Source organism: Roseateles sp. FW305-36, from assembly GCF_058787015.1.
In genome coordinates this window covers 288,182-301,471 of record NZ_JBYSZK010000008.1, presented here as the reverse complement: position 1 = coordinate 301,471, position 13,290 = coordinate 288,182, and the positions used below count along the sequence as shown (strand labels likewise).

Genomic DNA, 13,290 nt, shown 5'->3' with positions numbered 1-13,290 from the left:
GCCGACGCTGACGATGACGTTCAGCAACTACGGCATCACGCAATTCCAGGTCCAGTACTGGAACGGCACCGGGTGGGCGGATGTGCCGGGCGGCAACGTCGTGGGCAACAACAAGGTGTGGCGGCAGTTCACCTTCGCGCCCATCACGACGCCGCGCATCCGCGTGCTGGTAACCAGCTCGACCTACTACCTCTCGCGCATTGCCGAGGTGGAGGCCTGGACCGCATCGCAATAGTCAAGATGGCCGGGCCGTTGTAGGAGATCGATTGGATGCCCCAGCCGACACGGGGCATCGAACCGCCGACGAGGCTGGATCAGAGACCGCGCAATCGGCAGGAGGGCTTTGCTGGCCGTCGTTCAGGCGAGCCGGTAGTCTGGCGCATGACGGCGCAGCCACTGCTCCAGCATCATCAGGATCCAGACCATCTCGCCGTAGTAGCCGGCGTGCTCCTTGAGCCGCTGAGTCAGCAGGCTCTCGACGAACTCGGTCCGCACGATGCCCCGCGCGGCGACGCCGCGCAGCGATTCGGCGGCCAGCGCATTCAGCGCCGCATCCTTGACGGCCCAGGGGCCGAAGGGCAGACCGAAGCCGTGCTTCTTCTTGGTCAGGATCTCGTCCGGCAGGAAGCCGCGCAGGGCTTCCTTGAAGAACCAGCGCAGCTTGAAGCCGCGCAGCTTGTAGTTCGTCGGCAGCTTCAGCGAGAAATCGAGCAGGCGCGTGTCCAGCAGCGGGAAACCGACGTCGACGCCCGCCAGCGCCGTCGTGCCGACCACCTTGGGCAGGTCGTTCTCTGCCAGGGTGTAGCGCCAGTCGAAGGCCAGCATCTGGTTGACGAGGCTGGCGTCGTGCGGGCCGGCTGCCCAGGTGGCGCGCTGGTGGTCGCGGGGCGCGCCGGTGTCGACGGCAGCCAGGAAGGCCGGTGTCAGCACCTCCTGCAGGCCCAGCCGGTCCAGCAGGTTGTAGCTCTGCATGCGGTCCGGCATGGGCACGCGCGCCTGGCGGATGTAGCTGGTGCCTTTCTTCAGCAGCGGGATGCTGCCGGTGACGGGGTTCATGAACAGCGGGTTCAGCACGCCGGCGCGCAGCGGCGACGGGATCTGGCTGTAGACATGGAAGACGCGCTCCTTGGCATAGCGGGTGTTGCCGCCGAAGAGCTCGTCGCCGCCGTCGCCGGCCAGCATGCGGGTGTAGCCGTCGGCGCGCGCCTTGGCGGCGCAGTAGAAGGCCGGCACCGCCGAGGAGTTGCCGAAGGGCTGGTCGTAGTGGGCGGCGACGTCGGGAATGGCCTTCACGAGGTCGGCCGGCGTCACGTAGTACTCGTGATGGTCGGCGCCATAGGCCTTGGCCGCGATGCGCGCGTACTCCATCTCGTCATAGCCTTCGGAATCGAAGCCGATGGAATAGCTGGCCGGCGGCCGGTCGGTCGCTTCGCGCAGCAGGCCGCAGACGGTGGAGCTGTCGGTGCCGCCGGAGAGGAAGCAGGCGGTCCTGCCGTCGGCGCTGAGGCGCTCGCGGACCGCGCTGCGCAGGATGCCGCGGAACTCGTCGCGCAGGGTGTCGAAGTCCGGGCGGGCCAGTTCGTCGAAGCGGGCGACCCAGTAGGGCGCGACCGTCAGCTTGCCGTTCTGGAACAGCGCGTAGTGGGCGGGCGGCAGCCTGTGAATGCCGGCATAGATGGTGCGCGGCGACGGAATGCAGTGGTGAAAGAGATAGTTGAAGATGGCCTGGGTGTCGAGCTCGCGGATGCTCAAGCGCCGGGCCAGTTCATCGGCTCGCGTCGCGAAGTGCAGGCGACCGTCGTGCACCGCGTAGCAGAGGCTGTGCACGGCGAAGCGGTCGACGGCGAGGTAGGCCGCGTTGCCGGGCAGGGTCAGCGCGACGGCAAATTCGCCGCCCACGTCGGCGGCGCAGGCCGCGCCGCGCGCGGCAAAGGCCTGCTGCCAGGCGGCCAGGGCATCGGCGGCAGGCGCGGCGAAGCGGGGCTGGCCGGAGGCGAAGGGCGTGTCGGGCGGCAGGGCTTGGGCTTGCATGCGAGCTCGTGAATATCAGGACGCGGGATTGTCGGTGGGATGGGGGGTGTTTTGCTGCGCCTGCATGCGCCGCCAGACATTGCCGACGGTCTGGCGCGCCAGACCGATCAAGCCGCGCAGCGTCAAAGGGTCGTAGGCGACCAGCCCCAGGCGTTCGCGGCGCTGGCCCATCCATTCGGCCTTGTACGGGGCATCGCCGATCAGATAGTCCACCTCCTGCACACGCTCCAGGTCGAGGGCCCGCTCCATCAGCAGCGCGGTCAGCAGCGTACCTGGTGCGAGTGCCTTGTGATCCTGGTCGTAGGCCAGCTTGTAGATGTTGGCGCGGCCATTGGCGACGATCCAGATCTGCGCCGCCACCGGCTTGTCGTTCAACCAGGCCAGGCCCAGCCGCAGCCAGCCGCGGCGTGCGCACAGGCGGATCAGGCCTGGCACGAAGTCAGGGTAGGGCTCAGGCAGCTTCCAGCTGTGGGCGTAGACCTCGCGGTAGGCGGCCAGCGCGACCTCGAGGGCGTCGCCGTCACGCACGACCTCCAGCCGCCCGCCCTCGCCGGCGAACTTCTTGCCCATGCGCTTGACGGTGCTGCGCAGCTGACCGCTCCTGGCCTTCAGATACTCGGCCCAGCTCTGGCGCACCGGTTCATACCAGTTGCCGAAGGAGAAGTAGGCGTGCGTGCTGAGGCCCGCCAGCGTCAGGGCTTGCTTGAGCAGCGCGAATTCGCGCGAGTCCGGGTCCATCGGCGAGAAGCGGTAGGCCGCCGCGCCGCTGCCGGCCCGTCTCATGGCCCGCGTCAGCGGCAGCAGATCCTCGGCCTCGACATCTTCTTCCAGCGCCGGAGCGAAGATGGCCGTGTAGTAGTTGGACAGTGCACTGATTTCCCGGCCGAGGGCGCCGCTCTGCGCGACGGTCGGCAGCACGGCCAGCGCGCGGCCCTGGCGGCGCAGCACATGGATGCGCACCTGAGCCTGCGGCTCGCTGGCGTAGACGGTGTCGATCAGGTTGGCAAACCAGTCGGCACCCAGCTCGACGTGGCGCTGCTCGGCCTGCTGCATCAACGCCAGCGCATCCGCCGGCAGCTCGCGCACATGGACGTAGGTGTCGATGCTGGCGCCGCTGCGGCTCACCATGATCTCGGTGTCCATCGGCGGGTTGGCGCGGCCGTGCCAACGTCGCCAGCCGCGGCTGCCGCGTCTGAGCAGGCCATAAAGTGTGGGCAGCCCCAGGTGACGGTAGACGCTCACATGGTTGATCCAGCGCTGCGAAGTGGACCAGGCGAGCAGGTCGGCCTCGGCGTTCGTATAGAACTCGACGCAGCCACCCGGTGCGCGCGCGAACAGGTCTTCCAGCGTGCGCAGCAGCAGGATGCGGCCCGGCGCAAAGCGTTCGAACTGTTCGTGGAAGGCTGTCTTCAGCATGACGGCCATGCCGCCGCGCAACAGCAGCATGCGCGAGGCCAGCAGGTCCTCGCCCAGCCACAGCTCGTAGACCAGGGCTTCGCCACGCGTTGCGAAGCCCCGCATGACCTCGGCGTAGAAGCGCCCCTGCGGGTCGTCGCTGCTGATCGCTGTGCCCTCGCGCCCCTTCCAGCCACTGGACTCCAGCACTGCATAGCGTTCCACGGCAGCGGCCATGGCTTCAGGGTCTCCTATGACGGCCAGGCGTTCGCCGCTGGGCTCTGATTGCAGCCGGCGCAGATAGCGGCGCATGTTCTGGATCAGCTTGCGCGGCCGCTGCGCCCAGTAGTCGTCGAAGCTGCCCTTGAGGCTGACGCTCATGGTCAGCGCATGCGGCTGGCTTTGCACGGGCTTCTTCGGCAGTTCGCGCAGGTCGCCGAAGCGGGGGTCGTTGCACAGCAGGTCGAGCTCGCCCGCACGGCCGGGGAGGGCCGCCAGCAGACCGCCCAGTTCCAGCCCGGCCGGAATCAGGCTGGGGCCGATCTGCGTTTGCGAGGGCAGGAAGCTGGACCAGACCCCCAGACCGCGCGTCTGCGGGTTGAGCAGCAGCATGGCCACCGGTTCGCCGTCGCGATGGGCCGTGGCGAGAAGGGCCCCGCGCGCGCCGAAATGGCGCAGCAATGCATCGACGAAATCGCCGTCGAGCATGCCATGGCCAGCCATGAGCTGCTGGTTGAGGCGGTCCCACGCTGCGCGGTGCGAGCCGAGGCCTTGCGCCGCGGTCAGCGGGTGGAGCCGCCAGTCCAGTCCAGGCTTCATGGCGTGTCGAGCTTCAGGAAATGCGCACCGGGCGTCGCGCAGAGTTGCGCATGGCGTCGGATGCGGACGATCCCGGCCAGCACGCGCGAGGCGGCGAGCAGGCTGGCCAGGAAGGCCTTGAGGTCGTGGTTGGCGAGCAGCTCGGCCAGCGGCTGCACGACGCCGGCCGACAGCAGACGCAGCAATTGTCCGGGCAGGCTGCCGCCGGGGCGCTTGAGGTCCAGCAGCAGGGCCGAGCGCTTGCGCTGCGCACGGCTGGCGACCTGCTGGCCCCAGCTCTGCGCAGGCTGGGGTCCCTTCGCCCGCAGGTGCACGATGCGCGCTGCGGGCAGCAGGGCCGTGCGCAGGCCATGGTGGGCGAAGCGCTCGATGAGGTCGTCGTCCTCGCCATACATGAAGAACAGCGGATCGAAGCCGCCGACGCGGCGGAACACCTCGGCGCGCAGCATCCAGGCTGCCGCGTTGATGCCGCGGATGGCGTAATGCGGTTGAACCTGGCCCAGACAGGCGTCGGACAGGTAGGCGCTGGCATGGCGCTGCAGATAGGCGCTTTGCGTGTTGGGGTCGACGCGGCCGAGGTCCGGGCTGCAATGCAGCGGGCTGACGATGTCAAAGCCGGGTTCGGCGGCCAGGAAGGCCACCATCTGAGCGATGGATTCGGGCGTCACCCAGGCGTCCTGGTTGAGCAGGAAGACGGCATCCGCGCCGTCGGCCAGCGCGACTTCAATGCCCAGGTTGTTGCCGCGACCGAAGCCGAGGTTGGCGCCGGTTTCGACGAGGCGGGCTTCGGGGAAGTCGCGCCGCACGATGGCCACCGTGTCGTCGCCCGATGCGTTGTCGACGACGATGGGCTTGCAGGCATGGCTGCTCTCGCGCAGCGAGCGCAGCGCGCCGGCGATCCAGGCGGCGCCGTTGTAGGTGACGATGACGACAGCGACCTTCATGAGGTGGCGGCGCCGCTGCGGCGGCGGATGAGGGCGACGAGTTCGCCGTACAGCGGGTGGCCCAGCAGCCGCAGGCCCGCCAGCCACAGCAGGCCGGTCAACGCGGCAAGACCGAGCCAGATCGGCGGGGCCAGCGCGTTGCCTGCTGGGCGCAGCCAGGCAGCGGCCAGGGCCGAGGGCAGCAGGCAGATCAGCGCGAGCAGCGCATTGCGCGACAGCTCACGCGCGATGGCGCGGAAGTCGCTTGGCAGGCAGCGTTGCTTGAAGGCATAGAAATAGGGCACGGCGACGATGGCCATGGCAAGGAAGCCCAGGGCCAGCGGTTCGAGCGCGCGCCACCACCACAGCACGGCGACCAGCAGCAGGGCCTTGATGGGCTGGATGATGAGATCGGCCATGGCCACCAGCCTGGAATGTCCCGCGGCCAGCATGACGGTGGGCACCAGGCTGTTCAGCACGCTGACGGCGCCCGCCGCGCAATAGAGGGGCACCAAGGGCGCCGACGCATCCCACTGTGGCCCGAACATCAGGCGCAGCACCTCGAGCGAGAACAGGCCGACAAAGCCGTAGAAAGGCCAGGCCACGGCGCTGACGGCGGCCAGGCTCTGCACGTGACGCTGCTCCAGCGCGCCGCCTTCGCGGTGCGCCTTGGAGAAGGCGGGATAGGCCACCGAGCGCACAGTGCCCATGATGTCCCGTGCGAACAGATTCATCAGACCCTGGGCGCGACTGGCGATGGCGACCTGGCCGAAGTTCAGCATCTTGCCGACGGCGAGGTCGTTGATGTCCATGGACACCGAGGTGACGACGTTGGCGGCCGTGATCGGGCCCCCGAAGCCCAGGATGTCGCGCCAGCGGCTCAGCTGGGGCCGTGCGAGCCGCCCCCAGGCACCCGCCAGGCTGACACCGACGGCCATGGTCAAGCTGCTGGCGATCTCGCCCCAGGCCAGGCTGGCCGCGCCGACGCCGGCCCAGGCCAGTCCCAGCGTCGTGAAGCAGCCGACGGTGGCCGCGGCCACATTGATGCGCATCAGCGCATCGAAACGCATGTCGCGTCGCAGCAGTGCGATGGAGATGGAGTTGAAGGGCAGGATCAGGAAGTTGATCGAGATGATGCCGACGATGCGGGCGAGGCTGGCGTCGTCGTAGAACCCGGCGATCCACGGCGCGGCGGCATTGATGCCAGCGAAGAGGCCGCCGCCCAGCAGCAGCGACAGGCCCAGGGCGCTGCCGATGTCTTCGCTGCTGAGGTCCTTGCGCTGGATCAGATAGTTGGCCAGGCCGAAGTCGCGCACCACCTGGGCCATGCTGACCAGGGCCATGGAGACCGAGTACAGGCCGATCTGCTGCGGCGTCAGCAGCCGCGCCAGCAGCGTGAACGACAGCAGCTGCAGGGCGATGAGGAGATAGCGCTCCAGGAAGGCGAAGCCGAGGGAGCGGCGCACCGTGGTCATTGGTGCACCCCTCGGCCTGCGGCCTTGCCTGGCCGACAGCGCGGCCTGGCGTTCACCAGGCATGGGATGCCCTCAGGGCATCCCATGTCCGGGCTCACTCCCGCCAGGCGGGAGCGAGCTTGCTTGGGGCGGCCCGGCACTGCGCTCATCAGTACAGCCCCTGCTTCTTCTGCGAGTGGCGTTCTACCCAGGCTGCATAGGAGGCAGGGAACCACTGCGCCCGCCAGCGGCTTTGCACGCGGCCCCAGCTGCGCAGCAGGCGCAGCTCGCGCACGAATCGCTCGGCCACCGGTTCGCGCCGCAAGGGGCCGAGCAGCCAGCCTATGCCGTCCTGCAGCAGCTGCTGATACTGCCAGAGCGGCACGCCGGCGAATTCACGGCTGCCGGCGGGCCACCAGGAGGACAGGCCAGCCTTGAAGGCCCAGCGCCGGAAGTAGCGGCGGTTCAGCACGGCGGCATCCACGGGTGCGGTGATGCACAGCGTCGGCTCATAGGTCACCATCTCGCCGCGCGCCTGGCAGCGTTGGCCGAACTCGAGGTCCATGTGCCGGAAATGCAGCTCGGAGAAGGGGCCGACGCGCTCGAACAGCGCCGCACGGGCCACCAGGTTGGCGCCGGCCGGTGCGTAGTCCGGTGGCGTCGTCGCCATGCGCTTCAAGCCGAGATCAGCGCCGCCGACAACCGCGGCCATGCTGTCGTGATACCAGTCGGGTCGGCCCATCGGCGGCCATTGCGGCTCGGTGCGTCCACCCGCCAGCGCAGGACCATCGGATCCGAAGGCCGCATCGATGTGCTCCAGCCAGTCGGCCGGGAAGAGGATGTCATCGTCGGTGAAGGCCAGCACGTCGCAGCCCAGCTCGCGGGCGCGGGCGATGCCGGCATTCAGGGCGAACTGCTTGCCCTGGCGCGGCTCGAAGAGGGCGTGCAGGCGGCCCAGCGGCCATCCCGGCTGCAGGGCCTTCAACAGCGCCTGGGTGCCGTCGGCGGAGTTGTTGTCCACCACCAGCACTTCGACGGCCGTCTCGACGGGAGCCCGCATGGCGCCGAGCGAAGCCAGGGTGGTCTCCAGCAGGGCGGACCGGTTCCAGGTGCAGACGATGACGGCCAGCCGCTTCATCGCTGGGCGGCCACCTTGCGATAAACCTCCAGATGGCGGCGATAGCTCTCGGCCCAGCGAAAGCCCTGGGCCCAGTCGCGGGCCCGCGCGGCCTTGTCGGCGCGCAGCTCGGGCGGCAACGTCGCGGCCTCGTGCAGGGCCGCGGCCCAGGCGGCACCGTCCTCGGCGGGCACCAGCGACGTCAGCGGTCCGACCAGCTCGGCCAGGCTGCCCAGCGGGCTGAAGATGACCGGCGTGCCGGCGGCCTGGGCCTCGACGGCCGGGAAGCCGAAGCCCTCGTAGAGCGTCGGGTAGAGGACGGCGACGGCATCACGGTAGAGGGCCAGCAGTTCGGCGTCGGACAGAAACTCGGCAAACACGACCCGGCCCTGCAGCTCCTGCGGCAGGGCCTTGCGCGCCGCTTCGCGCGCATCGGCGCCGAAGCCGCAGGCGACCAGCTTCAGCGACGCATCCGGCTGGCTGGCCAGGGTCTGCAAGGCCCAGTCGAAGCGCTTGCGCTTCATGGGGCCGCCCAGGTAGACGGCAAAGCGTGCGCCGGCCAGGGCGTTGGTCAGCGAGGCTGGCAGCGTGCTGGTGGGCGGCTCGAAATAGGCGGACTCGATGCCGTGCGGGATGACGGTCAGCCTGGGCTCGAGATCGGGCCAGCGGGCCAGGATGTCGCGGCGCGACGATTCGCTGATGGTCACGACGGCCGCGCTGCGGCGGAAGGCGGCGGGCATCAGGCTGTGCCAGTACCAGTGCTGCCAGCGCGTGTCGTTCTCCATCTCCCAGGGGATGGTGTCGTGGATGGTGACGACCGCCGGGCAGGGCTGCCACCAGGCCATGGTGTTCTCGGCCCAGTGCAGCAGGTCCAGGCGATGCCGCGCGATGCGGCGCGGCATGCCGATCTGCTCCCACGACGAGAAGCGGTCACCGGGGAAGTCGAAGATGTCGGTCTGGACCTGCTGATCGCGCGGCAGATGCATGGGGCGACGGCCGTCCTGGGCGAACAGCGTCCAGGCCACGCGGTCGGCGGGCGTGGCCTGGCTGCACATCTCCAGCAGGTATTTGCCCATGCCGCGCAGGTGGGCGGTGTTTAGGCTGGTCGCGCTGATGCCGACCCGCAAGGGTTCAGTCATTCGGCACCCAGCGGCGGAACAGTGATTTGGCGCACTTGGTCAGCGTGGCGCCGCGGTAGGGGCCGCGGCGCAGCAGGCCGGCAAAGGTCTTCAGGCCCAGGGCCAGGTCGCCCTTGGCGCAATGCGCGTCGGCGAAATTGGCCCAGCCCTTGTGCTGGAAGCGCTGCAGGGCGACGGGGTCGACGTCATGGCCGGGCGGCGAACTCATGCCGAAGCGGCGGATCAGGTCGGCGCGCATCAGCTCGGTGGTGTTGGTGGCCGGGATGCGGCGCGACAGCGACACCGGGTGCTGGCGGTAGAGCACGAAGGACTCGGCCAGGCGGATGAAGCGGTGCTGGGTGCTGGCCCGCACGAGGTATTCCCAGTCGTCGGTCTGCTGGTTGTCGGTCAGGAAGCCGCCCATGCGGTCCCAGGCGCTGCGCCGCCAGATGACGGAGGAGGGCAGGGCGTAGTTGTCCAGCACCAGCACGGGGTAGATCCAGCCGGAGCGCGATTCGTCGATGCTGCCCTGGCGGGGCTGCTTGAAATAGTCGGGCCGCGGCTCGCCATGCCAGACGTCGAAGGCCGAGTAGCAGAAGTCGTGATCGGGCCGGTCCCGCAGGGCCTGCAGCTGCAGGCGCAGTTTTTCCGGATGCCAGAGGTCGTCGGCATCCAGCAGGGCGACGAATTCCGAATCCACCTCGGCCATGCCGCGATTGCGCGAGCGCGACATGCCGCGGTTCTCTTGCGAGATGACGCGCACGCGGGCATCGTCAAGCGCCGCATGCGCGGCCGTCGCATCCTTGGAGCCATCGTCGATGACGGTGACCTGCAGGTCGGGGAAGGTCTGGTCCAGCGCAGAACGGACGGTCTCGGCGATGAAGGCTTCGGCGTTGTAGGCAGGAATGACGATGTTGACGCGCGGCATGAAGGGCTCAGCGGGAGGTCTGGGAGGCGGCCGACGCCGCCGGGGCGGCGGACGCGGCAGCGTCAGGTGCCTCGGCCGGCTCGGGCTCCTTCCAGCGGCCGACCGAGTTCAGGCGGTCGCGCAGGTCGGGCCGGGTCATGCCCATGGCAATGACGCGGTGGGCTTGGATCAGCGCCTTGTCGTAGTCCTTCATGTCGAAGAACAGCATGCCGGCGTTGAACTGCGTCAGCGGGCTCTCGGCACCTTTGTCGACGACGTAGTCGAGGAACTTGCGCGCTTCGTCGAGGCGGTTGCGCCGGGTCAGATAGCTCACGTAGAGCATGCGGAACACCAGGTCTTCGGGCACGTAGTTCATGCCGCGGGCGTAGTAGCACTCGACGGTCATGTCGGCGCCCTTCGGCGGATCGGATTTTTCCTTCTCGGCCAGACGTTCGACGGACTGGATGGCCCGCGGGTGGTTGGGGAACACCGCCAGCGTGTAGCCGATGTCGTTGCCGAAGGGGCCGGTGGCCCCCTTGGTCAGCGTCTCGACGCCGTGCGTGAAGTGGGCGATCTCGACGATATAGCGCTGCGACGGCTGGGCCGTGCGATAGTCGAAGGGGCCATAGGTGTTGTGCGTTTCGCCGCAGCCCTCAGGGGCCAGCGCAGGGCGCTGCATCTGGGCTGCGGCCGGCAGTGCGGCCAGCGAAACGGCCAGCGCCAAGGCGGCGCGGCGGGCGTGGGTCATGGGGTTCAGAGTGCTAGGCATCGTGTCCTCAACCAGTCCAAACAGATGCGACATTGGGAGTCCTGGTCCTGTATCGCCGAAAACGTGTGATCGGCCGTCGGCATGTCGTGCAGATCCAGCGTCGGGCGCACGAGCAGGCCCTGCCAAGCCGCCGAGGACCGGGCGTAACCAACGAACTCGCGGGCAGTGTAGTCATCGCCGCTGAGGATGAGCAGCACCGGTCCGTCGAAGTCCCGCAGGCCGGCGGCCATGCGATCCTGGAAGCTGCGCGACTCGGCCTTGGGCTTGCCGGCGCCACGGGCCAGGCGCAGGTTGCTGCCCAGGGTGCTCAAGGCCTTGACACCGATGCCGCCCTTGAGCAGCTTGAGCCAGAACTCCTTCTGGCGCAGGCGGCGCCAGTAGTAGTGCTTCACATGCGTCTGCGCCAGCGTCGCCGCGGAGCGGGCCCAGGGGTTGAGCAGGGCGGCACCGGCGACACGGTCATCGCGGGTCGACTCCAGGTAGAGCAGGGCGGCCGAAGCGGCGTCGCACAGGCCCCAGAGGGCCACGCGCTTCAGCGCCGGGCGGGCGGCCAGCAGGGCGTCGATGGCGGCCTTGATGTCGGCATCCACGGCGAGGAAGTCGCGCGTGTCGCCGGGGCTGTCGCCCATGCTGCGGTAGTCGAAGCGCAGTGCGGCAAATCCGTTTGCAGCCAGGTGGCGAGCCAGCAGCGTGAACTGGCGATGGCTGCCGGCGCGGTATTGCGGGCCGCCGACGATGATGACCACACCCACCTCGGCCGGCTCGCCGGTCGCCGGTTCGGCCAGGATGCCGACCAGGCGCTGGCCTTCACAGTCGAAGCTCAGCACGGATTCCTTGCCAGCGGCGCCCGGCCGCCCGAAGCCGCTGGCCGCCCCCTCGGGGGGCAGCTCGGCGGGCGAGCGTGGGGGCTGCGTCATGCCAAGGCCTCCACGGTACGCGCGATCAGCGCCGGCGCGAGTTCGATCTCGCTGGTGGCCCAGAAGCCCGGCCCCTGCACGATCTGGGCGCGCACGCTCCAGCCGGCGTCCTGCCAGGCCTTGATGGCCTGTTCGCTGACCGGCGTCAGTCCGGCGTCCTCGCGGGTGCTGAGCTCCAGCCATTCGACGCGGCCGGCCGCGCCGGCGGGTGCGAGCCGGGCGGCTTCCAGGCCTTGGGCCAAGGGGGCACCCAGGCGGTAGCCGGCGACCTCGACCAGGCGCCCCGAGGCGAGCTCGGTCTTCATCTGGTCCATCAGTCCCTTGCTGGCGCCGCCAGCCATCTCGGCGGCCAGTTTCAGGCGCAGGAACTGCTGCAGGGCCAGCTTGCCGTTGGTCATCGGCTGCCAGAACAGGTAGTTCAGCGGCCGGCCCCAGTCGGCGCTGGCCAGCAGGCAGCCGGCCCGCAGGCCCCACAGCCACAGCGGCGTTGCGTCCGAGCCAGGCACATGGGCGTCCAGCCAATCCAGGCCCAGGCGCACGTCCGCCTGCCAGTCAGCCCAGCTCGCATCACCGAAATCGGCCGACGAGTCGCCGCAGCCGCGCAAGTCCATCTGCAGCACGGCAAAGCCGGCGTCGGCCAGGGCCCGGCAGGCCAGGGCCGCCATGCGGCGCGACTTGTTCATCTCTTCGGCGAAGGGGTGCAGATAGAGGACGAGGCCGCGCGGCCGCTCGGCAAACGCCTGCGCCGGCGCATGGAAGAGGCACAGCCGCTGCTCGTCGCCAGTGGGCAGGAAGAAGACGTCGGTCGAGGTGTTCAAGCTGCTCGCGTCTTGCTGCGGTTGAGCCAGTCCTGCAGCGCCTTGAGCCAGCCCCAGCGGTAGGCGGTGAGGTGGAAGAGCTGGCGGCTGTTGTCGGTCCAGCGCGTATGCCACTCCATCACGCGGCCGAAGAACTCGATGCGCTTGAAACGGCCTTCGTCGAAAAGAAGCTTGAACTCCTCGGCGCGCATCAGCGTCGACGGCGACACCGCCTGGTGGGCCTGCTGGTAGGCGGTCTTCAGGATCACCAGGCGGTCCTCCTGGTGCACGCACAGGTCCATCGCGACGACCTCGTCGCCGAACCAGTAGCGGTAGATGCGGGCGCGGCCCGCCGCCGCGGCGCTTTCCAGTGCCTGGCGGTAGAAGCGCCCCTGGGCGCCGTCCTCGGAAATGGCGGTGCCGAGCTCGGCCTTCCAGCCGCTGGCTTCCAGCACGCCGTACTGCTTGATGGCGGTTGCGACGTCTTGCGGCGTGTCGATCATGTCCAGCCGCGGCGTCGCGCCGCCAGCCTCGACCTTCTTCAGCTGCTTGCGGGTGTTCTGGCGCAGGTTCTTGCCGCGGCTCTCCCAATAGGCCTCGAAGCCGTTCTCGACGTCGACCCAGGCGGTGTCGATGTAGTGCTGGCGGCGCAGCCGTGGGCCCTCATAGGGGCCGGCGTGGACCAGCGAGTCCAGCTGCGTCAGCCCGACGGTCAGGGCCAGGCCGGGCAGGGCGCGCAGCAGGGACTGCAGGGCGGCCTCGATGTCTTCGCCATCCGGCAGCAGCACCGGACCCAGCGGCAACTGGGAGGGCTGGAAGCTGTTCCAGCGCCCCATGCTCTGCGGTTGGATCAGCAGCGCCGCCGACCAGGCGCCGTCTTGCTCGCAGTAGGCGAGCAACTCCTGGCCATGGCCGAACTGCTCCAGCAGGCACAGCAGGAAATCGCTGCGCAGGAAGGCATGCGGCAGCGTCCTGGCCTGCAGGGCATCCCACTGCGCGGCCAGGCCGGCCAGCTGCTTTGCCGGAACGAGTTTCCAGTCCAT

The 13,290-nt window shown here is 69.1% G+C and carries 12 protein-coding genes; 1 reads left to right on the top strand and 11 read right to left on the bottom strand.

Annotated elements, in window-relative coordinates:
- On the top strand, positions 1 to 235 hold a 235-nt coding region (locus AC3WOE_RS17155; protein ID WP_492692110.1), incomplete at its 5' end, for a hypothetical protein.
- Between the two features lie 122 nt (positions 236 to 357).
- On the opposite strand, the gene AC3WOE_RS17150 is transcribed toward AC3WOE_RS17155, so the two are convergent.
- The 11 genes from AC3WOE_RS17150 to AC3WOE_RS17100 form a co-directional block, all read right to left on the bottom strand.
- The gene (locus tag AC3WOE_RS17150; RefSeq protein ID WP_492692109.1) at positions 358 to 2,031 is read right to left on the bottom strand and encodes an asparagine synthetase B family protein; all 1,674 of its coding nucleotides are present in this window, start codon (positions 2,029 to 2,031) and stop codon (positions 358 to 360) included.
- A 15-nt stretch (positions 2,032 to 2,046) separates the two neighbouring features.
- Entirely contained in the window at positions 2,047 to 4,245 is a 2,199-nt protein-coding gene (locus AC3WOE_RS17145; protein WP_492692107.1) for a GNAT family N-acetyltransferase, read from the bottom strand.
- Positions 4,242 to 5,189, bottom strand: coding sequence for a glycosyltransferase family 2 protein (locus tag AC3WOE_RS17140; protein WP_492692105.1), 948 nt, complete (start codon positions 5,187 to 5,189; stop codon positions 4,242 to 4,244). The genes AC3WOE_RS17145 and AC3WOE_RS17140 overlap by 4 nt, the downstream gene beginning before the upstream one ends.
- On the bottom strand, positions 5,186 to 6,634 hold the full coding sequence (locus tag AC3WOE_RS17135; protein WP_492692103.1) for an oligosaccharide flippase family protein: 1,449 nt from the start codon (positions 6,632 to 6,634) through the stop codon (positions 5,186 to 5,188). Before AC3WOE_RS17135 ends, AC3WOE_RS17140 begins: the two co-directional genes overlap by 4 nt.
- 157 nt (positions 6,635 to 6,791) lie before the next feature.
- Positions 6,792 to 7,760: a glycosyltransferase family 2 protein gene (locus tag AC3WOE_RS17130; protein WP_492692101.1), complete on the bottom strand. Its 969-nt coding sequence runs from the start codon at positions 7,758 to 7,760 to the stop codon at positions 6,792 to 6,794.
- Positions 7,757 to 8,878 (bottom strand): glycosyltransferase family 4 protein, encoded by a 1,122-nt coding sequence (locus AC3WOE_RS17125; RefSeq protein ID WP_492692099.1) that lies wholly within the window; start codon positions 8,876 to 8,878, stop codon positions 7,757 to 7,759. Before AC3WOE_RS17125 ends, AC3WOE_RS17130 begins: the two co-directional genes overlap by 4 nt.
- Positions 8,871 to 9,785, bottom strand: a complete 915-nt coding sequence (locus AC3WOE_RS17120) for a glycosyltransferase family 2 protein (RefSeq protein WP_492692097.1) — start codon at positions 9,783 to 9,785, stop codon at positions 8,871 to 8,873. The genes AC3WOE_RS17125 and AC3WOE_RS17120 overlap by 8 nt, the downstream gene beginning before the upstream one ends.
- 7 nt (positions 9,786 to 9,792) lie before the next feature.
- Positions 9,793 to 10,533 carry a tetratricopeptide repeat protein gene (locus tag AC3WOE_RS17115; RefSeq protein WP_492692096.1) on the bottom strand — a complete coding sequence of 247 codons (741 nt, stop codon included), beginning with the start codon at positions 10,531 to 10,533 and terminating at the stop codon, positions 9,793 to 9,795.
- Entirely contained in the window at positions 10,518 to 11,450 is a 933-nt protein-coding gene (locus tag AC3WOE_RS17110) for a hydrolase 1, exosortase A system-associated (protein ID WP_492692094.1), read from the bottom strand. The genes AC3WOE_RS17115 and AC3WOE_RS17110 overlap by 16 nt, the downstream gene beginning before the upstream one ends.
- Positions 11,447 to 12,268, bottom strand: coding sequence for a hydrolase 2, exosortase A system-associated (locus AC3WOE_RS17105; RefSeq protein ID WP_492692092.1), 822 nt, complete (start codon positions 12,266 to 12,268; stop codon positions 11,447 to 11,449). The genes AC3WOE_RS17110 and AC3WOE_RS17105 overlap by 4 nt, the downstream gene beginning before the upstream one ends.
- The gene (locus AC3WOE_RS17100; RefSeq protein WP_492692091.1) at positions 12,265 to 13,290 is read right to left on the bottom strand and encodes a GNAT family N-acetyltransferase; all 1,026 of its coding nucleotides are present in this window, start codon (positions 13,288 to 13,290) and stop codon (positions 12,265 to 12,267) included. The genes AC3WOE_RS17105 and AC3WOE_RS17100 overlap by 4 nt, the downstream gene beginning before the upstream one ends.